At 45.3% G+C, this 16,626-nt stretch carries 9 protein-coding genes, 12 tRNA genes and 2 rRNA genes; all 23 read left to right on the top strand.

The features are described 5' to 3' along the window. Positions 1 to 146: ribosomal RNA gene (locus A3849_RS09025) — 23S ribosomal RNA — on the top strand; the annotation flags it as partial. Between the two features lie 125 nt (positions 147 to 271). Continuing rightward, positions 272 to 388: ribosomal RNA gene (gene rrf / locus A3849_RS09020) — 5S ribosomal RNA — on the top strand. A gap of 6 nt (positions 389 to 394) precedes the next feature. After that, a tRNA-Asn gene (locus A3849_RS09015) sits at positions 395 to 470 on the top strand. Between the two features lies 1 nt (position 471). After that, positions 472 to 547 (top strand) — tRNA-Thr (locus A3849_RS09010). A gap of 11 nt (positions 548 to 558) precedes the next feature. Then, a tRNA-Glu gene (locus tag A3849_RS09005) sits at positions 559 to 633 on the top strand. 34 nt (positions 634 to 667) lie between these two features. Beyond that, positions 668 to 743: transfer RNA gene (locus A3849_RS09000), tRNA-Val, on the top strand. A gap of 52 nt (positions 744 to 795) precedes the next feature. Beyond that, positions 796 to 869, top strand: a tRNA-Gln gene (locus A3849_RS08995). Positions 870 to 874: 5 nt separating this feature from the next. Beyond that, positions 875 to 947 (top strand) — tRNA-Lys (locus A3849_RS08990). Between the two features lie 16 nt (positions 948 to 963). Next, positions 964 to 1,047, top strand: a tRNA-Leu gene (locus A3849_RS08985). A 7-nt stretch (positions 1,048 to 1,054) separates the two neighbouring features. Next, positions 1,055 to 1,129, top strand: a tRNA-Gly gene (locus tag A3849_RS08980). 7 nt (positions 1,130 to 1,136) lie between these two features. Further along, positions 1,137 to 1,213, top strand: a tRNA-Arg gene (locus A3849_RS08975). Between the two features lie 25 nt (positions 1,214 to 1,238). Continuing rightward, positions 1,239 to 1,312, top strand: a tRNA-Pro gene (locus A3849_RS08970). A 12-nt stretch (positions 1,313 to 1,324) separates the two neighbouring features. Then, a tRNA-Gly gene (locus A3849_RS08965) sits at positions 1,325 to 1,398 on the top strand. Positions 1,399 to 1,413: 15 nt separating this feature from the next. Continuing rightward, a tRNA-Pro gene (locus A3849_RS08960) sits at positions 1,414 to 1,487 on the top strand. Positions 1,488 to 2,152: 665 nt separating this feature from the next. After that, positions 2,153 to 4,945 (top strand): phosphoenolpyruvate carboxylase, encoded by a 2,793-nt coding sequence (gene ppc, locus A3849_RS08955; RefSeq protein WP_074111084.1) that lies wholly within the window; start codon positions 2,153 to 2,155, stop codon positions 4,943 to 4,945. 551 nt (positions 4,946 to 5,496) lie between these two features. After that, positions 5,497 to 6,063 (top strand): RNA polymerase sigma factor SigW, encoded by a 567-nt coding sequence (gene sigW, locus A3849_RS08950; protein ID WP_074111083.1) that lies wholly within the window; start codon positions 5,497 to 5,499, stop codon positions 6,061 to 6,063. 121 nt (positions 6,064 to 6,184) lie between these two features. After that, complete coding sequence (locus tag A3849_RS08945) at positions 6,185 to 6,799, top strand: zf-HC2 domain-containing protein (RefSeq protein ID WP_074111082.1); 615 nt, start codon at positions 6,185 to 6,187, stop codon at positions 6,797 to 6,799. A gap of 208 nt (positions 6,800 to 7,007) precedes the next feature. Next, positions 7,008 to 7,838, top strand: a complete 831-nt coding sequence (cdaA, locus tag A3849_RS08940; protein WP_074111081.1) for a diadenylate cyclase CdaA — start codon at positions 7,008 to 7,010, stop codon at positions 7,836 to 7,838. After that, on the top strand, positions 7,831 to 9,291 hold the full coding sequence (locus A3849_RS08935; protein WP_074111080.1) for a CdaR family protein: 1,461 nt from the start codon (positions 7,831 to 7,833) through the stop codon (positions 9,289 to 9,291). Before cdaA ends, A3849_RS08935 begins: the two co-directional genes overlap by 8 nt. A gap of 110 nt (positions 9,292 to 9,401) precedes the next feature. Next, positions 9,402 to 10,742, top strand: a complete 1,341-nt coding sequence (gene glmM / locus A3849_RS08930) for a phosphoglucosamine mutase (protein ID WP_074111079.1) — start codon at positions 9,402 to 9,404, stop codon at positions 10,740 to 10,742. A 687-nt stretch (positions 10,743 to 11,429) separates the two neighbouring features. Then, a complete protein-coding gene (gene glmS / locus A3849_RS08925) occupies positions 11,430 to 13,262 on the top strand; it encodes a glutamine--fructose-6-phosphate transaminase (isomerizing) (protein WP_074102802.1) in 1,833 nt (610 codons plus the stop codon). A 373-nt stretch (positions 13,263 to 13,635) separates the two neighbouring features. After that, a complete protein-coding gene (locus A3849_RS08920; RefSeq protein ID WP_074111078.1) occupies positions 13,636 to 14,418 on the top strand; it encodes a nucleoside phosphorylase in 783 nt (260 codons plus the stop codon). Positions 14,419 to 14,648: 230 nt separating this feature from the next. Next, positions 14,649 to 16,388 carry an ABC-F family ATP-binding cassette domain-containing protein gene (locus tag A3849_RS08915; RefSeq protein ID WP_074111077.1) on the top strand — a complete coding sequence of 580 codons (1,740 nt, stop codon included), beginning with the start codon at positions 14,649 to 14,651 and terminating at the stop codon, positions 16,386 to 16,388. Positions 16,389 to 16,626: the final 238 nt, after the last annotated feature.

Raw genomic sequence — 16,626 nt, 5'->3', positions numbered from 1 at the left:
TGAAAGCATCTAAGCGTGAAGCCCCCCTCAAGATGAGATTTCCCAGTATGTAAGACCCCTTGAAGACGACGAGGTAGATAGGTTGGAGGTGGAAGCACGGTAACGTGTGGAGCTGACCAATACTAATCGGTCGAGGGCTTATCCAAATCTTAAAACGCAGATTCGTTTCGGATTCAGTTTTCAGGCGATCCAGCCTGAGCAAGATGTCGGCCGCAAAGGTCTGATATTTTCTTGCAGCGATTTCAAGAAGCGAAAGCTTCGAAAAATCATGTTTGGTGGCGATAGCGGAGGGGTTCCACACGTACCCATCCCGAACACGACCGTTAAGCCCTCCAGCGCCGATGGTACTTGGACCGAAGGGTCCTGGGAGAGTAGGACGCCGCCAAGCGGATATTCCCTGATAGCTCAGTTGGTAGAGCACTCGACTGTTAATCGAGTTGTCACAGGTTCGAGTCCTGTTCGGGGAGCCATGCTCTCATAGCTCAGTAGGTAGAGTGCTTCCATGGTAAGGAAGAGGTCACCGGTTCGAATCCGGTTGAGAGCTCCACAAGTTTTTTAGGCCCGTTGGTCAAGGGGTTAAGACACCTCCCTTTCACGGAGGTAACATGGGTTCGAATCCCATACGGGTCACCAACTTTCATTTTCCCTTGAGGACAACCATACATATGGAGGCTTAGCTCAGCTGGGAGAGCATCTGCCTTACAAGCAGAGGGTCGGGGGTTCGAACCCCTCAGCCTCCACCATAATCGTTCTCATATTGAAAGAGATTGTGGGCACACTATAGGTATCCATCATAGGGGATTAGCCAAGCGGTAAGGCAACGGACTCTGACTCCGTCATCATAGGTTCGAATCCTATATCCCCTGCCAAATGGGAGCCATTAGCTCAGTTGGTAGAGCACCTGACTTTTAATCAGGGTGTCGAAGGTTCGAGTCCTTCATGGCTCACTTTTATCTGTATCATGCGCGTGTGGCGGAATGGCAGACGCACCAGACTTAGGATCTGGCGTCTTACGACGTGGGGGTTCAAGTCCCTTCACGCGCACCACTTAGTTGCGGACGTGGCTCAGCGGTAGAGCATCGCCTTGCCAAGGCGAGGGTCGCGGGTTCGATTCCCGTCGTCCGCTCCATAATTTTGCGCCCTTAGCTCAGCTGGATAGAGCGTTTGACTACGAATCAAAAGGCCGGGAGTTCGAATCTCTCAGGGCGCGCCATTTTTATTTTACAAGAATATATTAACGGGATGTAGCTCAGCTTGGTAGAGCACCTGGTTTGGGACCAGGGGGTCGCATGTTCAAATCGTGTCATCCCGATTTTACACCTGTGCGGGTGTAGTTCAATGGTAGAACTTCAGCCTTCCAAGCTGATAGCGTGGGTTCGATTCCCATCACCCGCTCCATAATTTTATATGTTTCGGGATGTAGCTCAGCTTGGTAGAGCACCTGGTTTGGGACCAGGGGGTCGCATGTTCAAATCGTGTCATCCCGATAGCACAGCTCTTAAGCTGACAATGAACTCTTACTTTTGGTAGGAGTTTTTTTGTTAATCCAAAGTATTACATCACGAGAACCATAAAGAAGTGTTAATATAACCCTTCTCACTGCGATCATTCGCAACTAACTTGGCTATAGGATCGAGTATGAATTATTTGAATATTGTAGAAATGACCACTAATTTGCGAACTTCAAATATCTAAGCTTGGTTTCCAAAGCGAATGAACTTACAACAGGTACAAAAAATGATTTATGAAAGTGAAGTTTCGTTAAGGCTGTTTTAACAAAATTCACAATTAGAATACAAGTGGAAAAGCATAGCTTGAAATGAAAAGATAGATATCTCAATATATGTTAACTTTAATGTGAAAAAAGTTTACGCGAGTGATGATTAAATGAACTTAGTATTAAAATTTCTGTAATGTATCATCACATGACTGCTACATAGACCCGACGCAGATCAGACAATATAAAAGGAAGATATACACATTATTTTTATGACTGTATAAATAGTTGGATTGGTGTATAATTTTAATTGCTGTATCGCTTTACAGCGCAATAAAGTTGGAGATTTCCGGGCAGTTTTATTGTATGATATGAGGAAAGCTTCAAATAGACAATGTTAAAAGCATTGATCCGGAAGAGGATGGGGGGAGCAGCATGACCGAACTTACGACTGCCGTCAGCAAAAGCAATTCAAATAATCTGCTGCGGCGAGACGTACGGTTCCTGGGGAATATTTTGGGTGAAGTCTTGGTTCACCAAGGCGGAAACGAACTGTTGGATATCGTGGAGAAGATCCGTGAAACCAGCAAATCGCTGCGCTCATTGTTTTTGCCTGAACTGCACAATGAATTCAAGGAGCTAATTAATTCACTGGATCCGGAGAATCGCCACCAGGTGATACGGGCGTTTGCCATTTATTTTCAATTGGTGAACATCGCGGAGCAGAATCACCGGATTCGCCGTAAACGCGACTACGAACGTTCAGCCGGGGAGACTGTACAGCCTGGTTCTATCGAAAGCGCGATTCAAGAGCTCCGCGAGCGTGATTTCTCACACGAGGATGTTCATGAAATCATGAATGGTCTGTCTCTGGAGCTGGTCATGACCGCTCACCCTACTGAAGCCATGCGGAGGGCGATTCTTGATATTCATAAACGTATCTCCGATGACGTCATGGGTCTGGATAACCCTACCTTAACGTTCCGTGAACGTGAACAACTGCGGGAAAAGCTGCTTAATGAGGTCATTACCTTGTGGCAGACGGATGAGCTGCGCGACCGCAAGCCAACGGTACTGGATGAAGTCCGCAATGGAATGTATTATTTCCATGAGACGATTTTCCAGGTGTTGCCGGATGTGTATCAAGAACTTGAACGATGTCTAAGCAAATACTATCCGGGCCAGAATTGGCATGTACCGACGTATCTGCGTTTTGGTTCGTGGATCGGCGGCGACCGGGATGGTAATCCTTCGGTGACCGCAGCTGTGACGCTGCAGACACTGAGACTTCAGCGTAAGCTGGCGATTCGGGAATACCAACGCATTATGCGCGAGCTGATGCAGTATCTGAGCTTTAGCACCAGTATCGTTAATGTAACGCCGGAGTTGCTGCAATCCATTGAATTGAACCGGAGCCTTATTAATCTGGATAAGTCAAAATCCTGGCATAATGATAATGAGCCCTACCGGATTAAGCTTACCTATATGATCGCGAAGACGCAGAACGTTATGGATGATGAGAAGAAAGGCTCACTGGAGCGCTACTCTTCACCGGAAGAATTTATAGATGATTTGAATGTGATCGACCGCAGTCTGCGACATCACTATGCAGATTATGTAGCGGATACCTATATCAAGAAGCTGATTCGTCAGGTTGAGTTGTTTGGGTTCCATACTGCGACGCTTGATGTCCGCCAGCATAGTCAAGAGCATGAAAATGCGATGACTGAGATTCTGGCCAAAATGAACGTTACACAGGATTATGCAAAACTGCAGGAGAATGAGAAGATCGATCTTCTAGAAAAGCTGCTTAATGATCCGCGTCCGCTGACTTCGCCTTATCAGTCCTACAGTGAGAGCACTGAGGAATGTCTTGCAGTATACCGTGCCATTTATACGGCGCAAGAGGAGTACGGCAAACAGTGTATTACCAGCTATCTAATCAGCATGGCTGAAGCTGCAAGTGACATTCTTGAGGTCATGGTATTCGCCAAAGAAGTGGGTCTGTTCCGAAAAGACAATGATGGTACTGTAGTCTGCACACTACAGGCTGTTCCGCTGTTCGAGACCATTGATGACCTTCATGATGCTCCACAAATTATGCGTAGGCTGCTTAACTTGCCGATCTACCGGGATGCGGTGAGAGCCATGAATGATTTGCAGGAAATCATGCTCGGCTATTCAGACAGTAACAAGGATGGCGGTGTGGTAACCGCCAATTACGAGCTGCGGGTTGCCCTTAAGGAGATCACCGCTACAGCGGATGATTTCGGTATTAAGCTGAAATTTTTCCATGGCCGCGGTGGAGCACTTGGACGTGGCGGCATGCCGCTGAATCGTAGTATTCTGGCACAACCGGCTTCTACGATTGGCGGCGGCATCAAGATTACGGAACAGGGCGAGGTTATCTCCTCTCGTTATTCAATGCAGGGGATTGCATATCGCAGCCTGGAGCAGGCGACATCCGCTCTGGTTACAGCCGCAATTAATGCCAGATCACCTCAGACGGATTTATATGAGCCGAAATGGGAAAAAATTGTGGCCCGGATTTCAGAGGTTTCATTGAACAAATATCAGGACCTGATCTTCCGTGATCCGGACTTCCTGACCTACTTCAAGGAGTCAACACCGCTTCCTGAGGTTGGGGAGCTTAATATTGGTTCCCGTCCTTCGAAACGGAAGAATAGTGACCGCTTCGAGGACCTGCGTGCGATTCCTTGGGTGTTTGCCTGGACACAGAGCCGATATCTGCTTCCTGCCTGGTATGCTGCCGGAACGGGACTGCAGAGCTTCTATGACAACAAGGAAGAGAACCTGAAGGTCATGCAGCATATGTATGCAAACTTCTCATTCTTTACTACATTAATTGATACACTGCAGATGGCCATTGCCAAGGCCGACCTGATTATAGCCAAGGAATATGCCAGCATGGGCAAAAATGAAGAGGCGCGCCGGCGCATTTTCGGACAGATAGAAACAGAATTCAAGCTGACCTCCGAGCTGATTCTCAAAATCACGGGACAGCAGGACATCTTGGATAACGTGCCTGTTATTCAGGAATCTATTCGTCTGCGTAATCCATACGTTGACCCGCTGAGCTATTTGCAGGTGCAGCTATTGTCTGAGTTAAGAGCCTTGCGCGAAGTGGACGGTGATGACGCCGAGCTGCTCCGGGAAGTGCTGCTCACTATCAATGGCATTGCCGCCGGATTGCGGAATACAGGCTGATATTTTGTATATTTCTAGGTTTGTTGTAGATTTGTTCTTTAATTAATTCATAATCCCCGTTCGCCTCTCTATGGAGGCCGGACGGGGATTTTTAGTTCTGGATTAGTAAACCGGATGTCCGCAGCAGCCGAAGGATCTGAGAGGAAGACGAAGCTGGCAAAAGACCAAACCGCTTCCCGTTTTTTCCTTAGTTAATAGTTGATGATATGAATTATTGGGCAGAGTAACAGGGATTTGAATTTCAGGTGATGAGCGGAACATTGGGGATTTGTAATTGGAGGAGAACAGCATTCGCCTTTATTCTCGGATTTCGACCGTGAGTAGCGTTTTCGATCAGGAAATCTGACAATAATAACGGCTGGAAATCCAAATGTTCCCTGAATCTGCGATGAATCAACGTTTTTTTATCCTGCGTGCTGTGCCCATTCTACATAGAAAGTAACAATACTATCCTTGATTTTTGACGAAACATGAATTACCATTTAAGAGCTTGTACCGTGGACATTCATGAGACGAAAGACCAAGGGCGGCAAGTCTGGGGGAGTTAACAGGTGGAGAATTTGGAAGGCAGATTGACAAAGCTCGCCTTAAAGGGCGACCAAAGGGCATTTGCCGAGCTTGTGGAACTATATAAAGACAAAATATATCATTTGGCTTATCGGATGCTGAACAACCGCCATGAAGCGGAAGATATTGTTCAGGAAACATTTTTGCGCGTGTATCGCAATTTGGACCGCTATGATGACAAACAAAAGTTTTCAACATGGATTTACCGCATCGGCACGAATCTTTGCATTGACAGGTTGCGTAAGCGGCGGCCCACATATTCGCTGGATGCAGAAATGAGCGACCAGGAAGGCATTGACGGCTATTCCATGATTCCCAGTGATAATGTGACACCGGAAACAGAACTGCTGCTCTCAGAGACGCAGAGATTGATCTATGAGTCCATCGACAGTTTGCCTGTGAAATACAGATCAGTGATGATTCTGCGCTATCTGCAGGACTTGTCGCTCCAGGAAATTAGTGATGTCTTGGATATGCCTGTAACAACGATTAAGACCCGAGTACATCGGGGACGTGAATTTTTACGTAAAAAATTAGAGCCTAAAATGTAAAATAGATTATTTTTTATGAAACGTATGATTGGCAGCGCCGTATGTAAGTTAAGCAAGTCTTATGCGCCCTGCCCCTTTGTCTTGTTATAATTAAATAGCACTCATGAAAGGATTGGCTCCTATGGAATGCAAACTGGCCGTCTCTATGATGCACGACTACCTGGATGACGACTTGCCCGAACTGCAACAGAGGGAATTGAAGGAGCATCTTCTATCCTGTACAGATTGCCGTGCAAAGTTCAAAGAATTGGAACAGACCGATATGCTGATGTTTTCCCTGATGCACCAGAGTCCTGTGGCTTCGGAGGATCTTGTAGGCCGGATTATGAATTCATTACCCCAAGTCAAGAAGGAACGCGCATTTGTAACCTGGATCAAGCGGCATCCCGCACTTTCAGCGGCGTCCGTATTCATTTTGGTGATGCTGATGAGCTCCGTTACCTTTTGGAATCAGGATCGGCAGCTTGTGGTCAGGGGAACGGACCTGGAACAGGTTGTCATTCAAGGGAATACGGTCATCGTACCTTCTGGTAAAACGATATCTGGCGATCTAACGGTGGAGAACGGTAAAACTCAGGTTTATGGGGAAGTGGACGGTAATGTGACTGTGATTGACGGCTCCCTGTACCAGGCTTCAACAGCCCATATCTCCGGGCAAGTCAAAAGCATAGACCAAGCGGTAAGTTGGCTCTGGTATAAAGTGACGAACATGTTCTCTGAAGTTGCCTACCGTTAAATAACACTTGGTTGCTTTTAGCAGGAATATTATTTGCGCCTCTTTTTCCGGAAAGATGGCGCTTTTTTGTTGCGTGGGTATAGGGTAAGAGGTTTCCCCGGTGACTGAAACTTGCAACCTGGGCTAGAACGTTATAACCTAGATATGAAACAGAAATTACAGACATTTTACATAAACCCAGCTAATATGAAATGACGGGGGTTTTGGCATGAGTTATTTTACAGATCTAACATGGAAAGAGTCCATTAAAGATATAATCGATATTCTGATTGTCAGCTATATCATCTACAAAGTGCTAAATATGGTACGCGGGACCCGGGCGATACAACTGCTAAAAGGGATTCTGGTATTGGTTGTAATCTGGGCACTTAGTACCCTTCTCGATTTATATACGCTGAAGTGGCTGATGAACCAGATATTTACGTTCGGGATATTTGCGATATTTATCATCTTTCAGCCTGAATTACGAAGGGGGCTGGAGCAGCTTGGACGGGGCAAGTTTTTTGGACGGGCTGCCGAGAATGATGAGGAGATCAGCAAATTGATTGGTGAAGTCATCAAAGCACTGAATTACCTGGCGCAACGAAAGATTGGGGCATTAATTGTTTTTGAAAGAGCAACGGGGCTGAATGAATATACGGAGTCTGGAATTCCTATGCGGTCTGTAGTTAGCTCCGAACTGCTAATCAATATCTTTATCCCCAATACTCCGCTGCATGACGGTGCGCTCATTATGCAAGAGGGGCAGATTGCCGCCGCTGCATGCTATTTGCCACTATCCGAGAATCCATTCATCAGCAAAGAGCTGGGTACCCGTCACCGGGCAGCAATTGGGATTAGTGAGGTTGCGGATTCCGTCTCTGTCGTGGTCTCGGAAGAGACCGGACAGATATCTTTGGCAATTAACGGGCAGATCGTGCGTGATATTAAGGAAGAATCTCTGATTTCCAAGCTCTATGAGGAACTTCGGGCCACTTCACCGCTGAAGGAGAAGAGCTCCGCTTTTTGGAAACGGAGGGAGGATAAACGCAATGGATAAGTGGATGAAGAATAACAATTTCAACAAAATTCTCGCGCTTGCCTTCGCTATTATCCTTTGGATCATTGTCCATGTGGATACTGCACCTGCGAACCAGACAACGGTAAACATGGAGTCTAAAACCATAGAAAATGTAAAGATTGAGGATACCGGCTTCGATGAGGATAAATATGTAATCACTTCAAGGGATGCTGAAAGTGTCAGACTGGAAGTCATGGGCAAAAAATCGGATCTCACCTACAAGTTCTCTGATGCCTATAAAGTGTGGATTGATCTGAGCAATGTTCAGCCAGGAGACACTACGCTCCCCCTGCATTACTCGCTGCCGAGCGGCGTGATGCTTGATGATATAATCCCCAATGAAGTGAATGTGCATGTGGAACTCCGGAATACCAAGTCTTTTCCAGTATCGATTATCACCAAAGGTGAGCCTGCGGCGGGCTATCAGGTAGGTACACCGGTCATAGAACCAGCCGTTGAGGCGAAGGTCACGCTGGGTGCTAGTGAGCTCAGCAAGGTAGCCAAAGTGCAGGGAACCATTGAACTGGATGGTGACAGTGAAACGATAAAAGAAAAGAAGCTGAAGCTGTATGCGTATGACAGCGACGGTAACGAGATTAAGGATGCAGTTATCGAGCCGTCCTCCGTAACTGTGGAGTTGCCGATTACTCTTCCGTTTAAAAGCCTGCCGCTGGATGTAAGTTTTAGCGGTAAGCTGCCAGGGGGATTGGCTTTGTCCAAGGTGACACCGGAACAGGATACGGTAACAGTGTATGGAACCGAAGAATCATTGGCTTCTTTGTCATCCTATGAAGCGACGTTGAACTTGGGTTCAATTGATTCTGCAGGCACAAAGGAGCTGAAGCTGGAATTGACAGCTCCGGAGGGCACTGCCAAGATCGAGCCTGCGGTCTTAAATGTTTCTGTTGTGACCTCGGATATTGCCGAGAAGACCATTGATAATATTCCCATCAAGCTGGAGGGGGTCGATACTGGACTTACCGCTCTGGTCACAGATCCTTCCAGTAAAAACGTTTCGCTGACTGTGTCGGGAGCCCCAAATCTGCTGGAACAGATAGATAAGAACAATATCAGTGTGGTAGCGGACGTGGTTGGCCTCACAGCCGGATCCCATGAGGTAACATTACATGTCTCGCTACCCAGGTTTATTGCCCTAGGGAATGCTTCACAACGTCTCAGGGCAACTGTGGAGCTAAACGCCCCCGCAACACCGGCTGCCGCGGAAACTCCGGATCACAGCAGCACGGGCACGGTAACCTCAGAGCCAAGTGCTGAGCCTGCCTCTGGTGAGGAGAGCCCGACAGAGCCTGTTCAGAGCGGGGATAATACTGTTCCTACAGCTACTCCAACTCCATCCGAAGGCACGGTTGAGAACGGTGGTACTTCAGGTGCGAACGGCACGACGAACAATGGTAGTCCTGGCGGAACGTAACTTTTACGGTTAGTTAACGTCTATAATAGGTGACATTGGTGCCCGAAATAAGACTTTATTCATACAATAATTCATTAAGCTAATGCAGCGTATTCAAAAGGAGAAAAAAGATGGGTAAGTATTTTGGAACAGATGGTGTGCGCGGAGTCGCAAACCGTGAATTAACAGCAGAGATGGCCTACAGTATTGGCCGCTGCGGTGGGTATATATTGGCTGGTAATGTAGAGAAGCCCAAGGTGGTCATAGGCATGGACACGCGTATTTCAGGTCCTCTTCTGGAATCGGCGCTTGTAGCGGGCATGTTGTCCATTGGTGCTCAGGTAATCCGGTTAGGTGTTGTAAGTACGCCTGCTGTGGCATATATTACAAGATTGCTTAAGGCGGATGCAGGAGTAATGATATCAGCTTCGCACAATCCGGTTGAAGATAATGGCATTAAGTTTTTTGGCGGAGACGGTTTTAAGCTGACGGATGAAACCGAGTTGCGTATTGAAGAACTGATGGATGCGGAGATCGATGAATTGCCTCGCCCTGTAGGTGCAGGTCTGGGAACTGTTAGTGTAGATAATGATGCAAAATATTTATATTTGAACTATCTCAAAACAACGATTTCTCAAAGCTTCACGGGACTTAAGGTAGTGCTTGATTGCGCTCATGGCGCAGCTTATGAATTGGCCCCCCGCTTGTTCAGAGAGCTTGGGGCCGAAGTAATCGCCATCGGTTCAGAGCCTGATGGGCTTAACATTAATGATGGCTTTGGCTCCACGCATCCGGAAACTCTGCGCGAGGAAGTGCTGCGCCAGGGTGCGGATCTGGGGCTTGCTTTTGACGGAGACGCTGACAGATTGATTGCTATCGATGAGAATGGCGATGAGGTTGACGGTGACTTTATCCTCTGCATCTGCGGAGATGCGATGAACCGTGCTGGCAAGCTTAAGGATGGTACTATTGTATCCACAGTAATGAGCAATATTGGTTTCTATAAAGCAACAGAACAACTGGGTCTAAATACAGCCAAAACCGCGGTCGGTGACCGTTATGTGATGGAAGAAATGCGCCGGGGCGGATACAATTTGGGCGGAGAACAGTCCGGTCATGTTATTTTCCTGGATTACAATACAACAGGTGATGGTATTCTGACAGCAATCCAATTGGTGGATACCATGAAGTCATCCGGCAAGAAACTCAGTACACTGAAATCAATGATGACCCAATACCCTCAGGTGCTTGTGAATGTTCGTGTTCAGGATAAGACTAATTATCCTAACAATCCGGCTATTGAAGCGGCTATTCAAGAGGTTGAAGGCAAGCTTGGTGATAACGGCCGAGTGCTGGTGCGTCCTTCGGGAACTGAACCGTTGATCCGGGTTATGGCAGAAGGTCCGGATAAGGCGGAGCTGGATCTCTATGTAGGCCAAATCGTTGATGTCGTTCAGCGTGAACTGGTGTAATCTAATCATATTTGTTACAATGTTCAGCCGGTGAGGAGAAATGCTTAAGGCATCTTCACCGGCTGCATCTGTATATTGTCCAATTTATTAGAATAGCTGCCAAAAGTAATCATGCGTTACAGCATTGCCAAAACGATGTAAGGTGCATATAATAGATAAGGTGTCATTCCAGAAGGAAAGCGGGGATAGTAAGGTTGGCAACAGCAAGCGCCAGAGCTTGATCTTGCGCGGGGGAGAAGGGACAGCCATTATGTTGTCGGGTAACGGCAGGGCTTGAACGGATCACGGCAGATGTAAGCTGACGAGGTGGAGGTGTTCGAAATGTTCGGCGGGGACCTCCCGGTGATGCACCAGAGCCGTAAATGGAAACGGAAAATGCGAGGGCGACCTTTCACACAACGTTTCTGTGGGTGCTAACAGAAGTAGTACAATTCATGGGCTTAAGCAATAACGGAAAGAAACACAGAGCGTTCTGCCACGGCAGAGGAGAAGACTGTACATTTCATGAACATAGTTGCAAGTGAAAAGGTAATGAACCGGAGATTGTCCTTTTAAGGGCTGCTTAGCCGTGTCCACTTGACTGAGTCTGAAATAAAACAGAATATTTGCTTTTTCTCAAAAACATGCCGCACGGCACGTTTCTTTCCTTATGCCGCCTACACTATAAATCGGACGGAGGAAATTATTATGTGTGGTATTGTAGGATATATCGGGAATCAGAATTCGCAAGGGATCTTGGTAGAGGGTTTGAAGAAGCTTGAGTATCGTGGGTATGATTCAGCCGGGATTGCTGTGTTCACCAAGGAAGGACTCCAGGTCGTAAAAGCACAGGGCCGTATGGCGAACCTTGAATCCAGACTTGAAGCTACTCCACTAACAGGAAGTGCCGGAATCGGGCATACACGCTGGGCAACCCACGGCAAGCCTTCTGATGAGAACTCCCACCCGCATACGGATGAGAGCCAGAAATTCTCAGTTGTACACAACGGTATTGTGGAGAACTATCTTGATCTTAAAGAAGAACTGATTGCCGGAGGATGCCACTTTACTTCCGAAACGGATACGGAGGTTATTTCCCACCTGATCGCCCGTGAATATGAAGGAGATATCGTGAAAGCTGTACAAAAAGCGATTACCTTCATGCGTGGTGCATTTGCACTTGGAGTTCTGACTGAATATGAACCCGACAAACTGGTGGCTGTACGTCAAGCAAGTCCACTCATCATTGGCTTGGGTGAAGGTGAAAACTTTATCGGGTCTGATATTCCTGCTTTGCTGGAATATACCCGCAACGTATATATTTTGAACGACGGCGAAATGGCTGTGTTGACACGGGATGCTGTCGAATTGATGACGATTGAGGGCAATTTTATTTCTCGGGAAATGATTACTGTCGATTGGGATGCTGTTACTGCGGAAAAAGGCGGCTACGAGCATTTCATGCTGAAAGAAATCCACGAGCAGCCAAAAGCATACCGCGACACTATGCGCGGACGTATGAATGCTGAAGGCAACAAAGTGATTCTACCAGAGCTTAATCTGACCGAAGAGCAGATCAAGAACATCCGCAACGTTCAGATCGTTGCATGCGGGACTGCATACAACGCTGGTCTTGTTGGACGCAACCTGATTGAATCCTTAGTGCGTATTCCTGTGGAAAATGATATCGCTTCGGAGTACCGTTACCGTTCGCCGATCGTTACACCGGAAACTCTGGTTATCGTAGTGAGCCAATCCGGCGAGACTGCTGATACACTAGCCGCACTGCGTGAAGGCCAAGCAAATGGTGCACATGTGCTCGCTATCACTAACGTAGTGGGAAGCTCCATTGCACGGGAAGCAAACAGTGTATTGGTAACTCTGGCTGGTCCGGAAATTGCTGTTGCTTCGACCAAAGCATATACTTCTCAGCTGATTGCCTTCACTTTGCTCGGTCTGTACCTGGCTGAAGTACGCGGAACGCAATCCGAACCTGAGGTTGCCAAAATTCTGGCAGCTATGCAGTCCCTGCCGGAGCAAGTAGAAGTAATTCTGGCGCAAAAAGAAGCGATCAAGACGTATGCTGAACAAATCGCTAAGCATGAGCACCTGTTCTTCATCGGCCGCGGCGTAGATTATGCTGTAGCTCAGGAAGGCTCGCTGAAGCTGAAAGAAATCTCTTACATTCACTCCGAAGCTTACGCTGCAGGTGAATTGAAGCACGGTACACTGGCGCTGATCGAAGAAGGCGTTCCAGTCATCGCTCTGGCAACTCAGGAATCCGTTCTCGAGAAAACTGTCAGCAATATCAAGGAAGTCAAAGCACGCGGTGCACACGTGCTGGCCATCACTCATGAAGAGCATGCAAACGACCTGCTTAGATCTGTTGACCAGGTATTCGTGATTCCTCAGACACTGCCGCTTCTGACCTCTGCCTTGTCCGTAGTATCGCTGCAATTGCTGGCTTACTACGCTTCGCTGGCTCTGGGCCACGATGTGGATAAACCTCGTAACTTGGCGAAGAGCGTTACGGTAGAATAGGGTAGGGAAAGATACAGCAGCTGTTTGTCTGGTGATGAAAAGGTTGGGAACTAGTAAAGAAAGTCTAGAACCAAAGTTAAATGTGTGGAACCAGTAAAAAAATCTAGAACTATATTAAACATCATGAGCCGTCCTGCATTTGAGGACGGCTTATTTTTGCGCGTACAGCATGATTGTTCTTTCTGAAGAGAGCGGAACTTCACAGGGTATATGATTGGGTAGAACAGCTGCTTTATTCTTATATCGAGCAGGGATAGCTAAATAAGCTCGCGAATATTCTTGATATAGAGGTGTTTACGAAGTTCATAAATTAGATGTTATATGTAATAGACGCTAATAAATGGTGAAAAAGTTACTTTGGAGGTAAGTCGAGATGGAGAAGAAAAGAGTGGATATTAAAGAGTTTCCGATATTGGAATTTGATGAATCGCGAGTTGCTATAATAGAAGCAACTAATTTTATCGAGCCAAAAGAAGAATTTGAATACTGTATAATAACATTTTTTCGAGATGTAATTGAAAAAATGAAAACTGAGGGAAAGTTGAAAGAAGTTGCGTGTCTACATTGCGAGACGGTAGATTTACCAATATATGAAACGTATTTTCAAGGAAAAAAAGTGCATATTACTCTGGGATATTTAGGGGCTGCAGGCTCAGCAGGATTCTTAGAAGAATTGATAGCGTATGGATTTCAGAAGTTTATAGTTTGTGGTGGTGCAGGTGTACTTAAAAAAGACATTGCAGTTGGACATTTAATTGTACCAATTTCTGCGGTGAGAGATGAAGGGGTATCATACCATTACATTAAGCCATCTAGAGAAATTGAATGTGATCCGGAAGTTTTGAAAATCATAGAGGACGATTTTAATATACATAATATTAGGTATATAAAGGCAAAAACTTGGACGACAGACTCATTTTATAGAGAAACTAAAGAAAAAGTTGAGTTGCGGAAAGCTGAAGGGTGTGTAACTGTAGAAATGGAAGCAGCAGCATTTATGGCCGTTTCAAAATTCAGAGAAGTTAAATTAGGAATTATCCTGTATGGCGGTGACGATTTAAGTGGAGTCGAATGGGATAGTCGAAGTTGGAATAGTAGAACAGAAATAAGAATAAACCTTGTTCAGATATCTTTACGGATATGTAGTTCTTTATAAGAGGCGGCTACAACATATAACACCGTATTCACGTTACGGCCCCTGACGGGGTCTTGGTCTGTAAGAGGCATCTCGAGGAAGCGGATTCCGCGGCGTCAGTCAGACCCTCATTGCCTTGTCGTTATGTTTAAAGACAACAATCCAAATGACATTTGTGGTAAACTTAAAGTCTATGCGCTTCAATGCATCTGATAATAGTCACAAATTTAGTTATAAAGAAAGGTAATCCTATGATAAAAGTTGATAACTTATCCTTCTCATTTCCGCAAAAAGAATTATATAAAAACATCTCATTTACGCTTGAAGAGGCACAACATTGCGCTTTTATTGGAACAAGTGGCAGTGGGAAAAGTACACTGATCGATATACTGATGGATCCAGAAAGATATTTGTATGATGGTATGTTATCGATAGACCCCACTTGCACAATTGGATTTGTAAGTCAGTTCTCTCAACCAGACAAATCTCAAGAAACAACAGTTTTTGAATATATCGGCGAAAAGTTTATTCAGATTCAAAATGAAATAAACTCTATTCTCACTGAAATGGAGACAGCCACGGATATTGATCCGTTGCTTGAAAAGTATCAATTAGCCTTAGATGCATTTGATGCAATGGGTGGGGATGATTACGAAAGTAACATTAATAAGAAGCTGAATCTGGCAGACCTCATGAGGCTTAAAGAAGTTAGGGTATCTGACCTGAGTGGCGGGGAATTCAAACTTATTCAAGTAATGAAGGAAATGCTTAATCATCCGGACTTAATGATTATGGACGAACCTGATGTGTTTTTAGACTTTGAAAACTTAAATGCGCTTAAACATCTAATTAATTCTCACAAGGGAATACTGCTGGTTGTTACGCACAACCGATATTTATTGAATCATTGTTTCAACAAAATTATTCACCTTGAAAACATGGAGATTCAAGAGTTCGACGGGCGATATATTGAATATAACTTCTCCTTACTTCAAACTAAAATTGAGCTGCAAGAACTCGCAGTCGCTGAAGAGGAAGAAATTAAGAGAAACGACAATATCATCGATAATCTTAGAGCTATCGCAACTTATAATTCCGAAGCATCCAGAGGGAAAGCATTAAAAGCCAGGGTTAAATTTCAGGAAAGATTGGAAGCGCGCAGAATTAAGGCACCCTTCGTAGATATTAAGCAACCGGATATCAGTTTCGGTGTGGATAATGAAATGGAAGACACCGTTGTTATAAATGTTAATGATTATAGTATTGCCTTTGATGAGCTGCTTTTGGAAAATGTTAACTTTGAGATAAAATCTACGGATAAAGTAGCCCTGATCGGTCCAAACGGCACCGGCAAAACGACGCTACTCCGGGAGATCTTTAAAAATAATCATGATTCCATTGAAATCAATGCTGAGGTTAAAGTGGCTTATCTATCTCAGCTTCAAGGCGAAATGCTGAAGGATTCCAATACTATTCTTGAGGAATTCATCGATGCCGGGTTTGCAACGTATGATGAGATCAGATCACATCTGTCCAACTATGGCTTTGAAGGTGAAATCGTTAATCAAAAGATAGAGTCATTATCTGGCGGAGAGAAAAACATGCTTCAATTGGCTAAGGTTTCTGGCAGTAAGGCAAACATATTGCTTCTTGATGAACCGACAAGCCATTTAGACACCTATACACAAATAGCTCTGGAGAAAGCCATTGTGGACTATCAGGGTGCGATTCTCATGATTTCTCATGATTTCTATTCTGTGGTAAATGGCATGGATTATGTCCTGATCATTGACGATAAGACGATAAGAAAAATGAGTATGCGAAAATTCAGAAAGATGATTTATGCCAGTCATTTTGATAAAGACTATTTAGAAACGGAACAACAGAAAAAATCTGTGGAAACAAAAATAGAAGTGGCTTTAAAAAATACTGATTTTGAACTGGCAAAAGTATTGGTTGAAGAGCTAGAAGAGCTGATTAAGCTGCTATAATCATAACCCTCGGGTTGAAATGATTGCAGGTGGTAAGAAAGTCTAAGATGTTGGTGGGAAAATATCAACAAAAAAGATACTAATGAATAGGATTCCTGTAAGCTGCTCATTCCATTGGGCGGCTTTTTTATGCTCTCGAGAGAGATACGGAGATCGATGCATCAAAGAATATAGAAAACGCTTACAAAATATTGTAAAATACAGGTTGAGTTGTGACTATGAAACAAGGATGGTAATC

Source organism: Paenibacillus sp. P46E, from assembly GCF_001909095.1.
Lineage (GTDB): Bacteria > Bacillota > Bacilli > Paenibacillales > Paenibacillaceae > Paenibacillus_AQ > Paenibacillus_AQ helianthi.
Note: the sequence above shows the minus strand (reverse complement) of the source record. Positions and strands in the feature narration are given on the sequence as shown.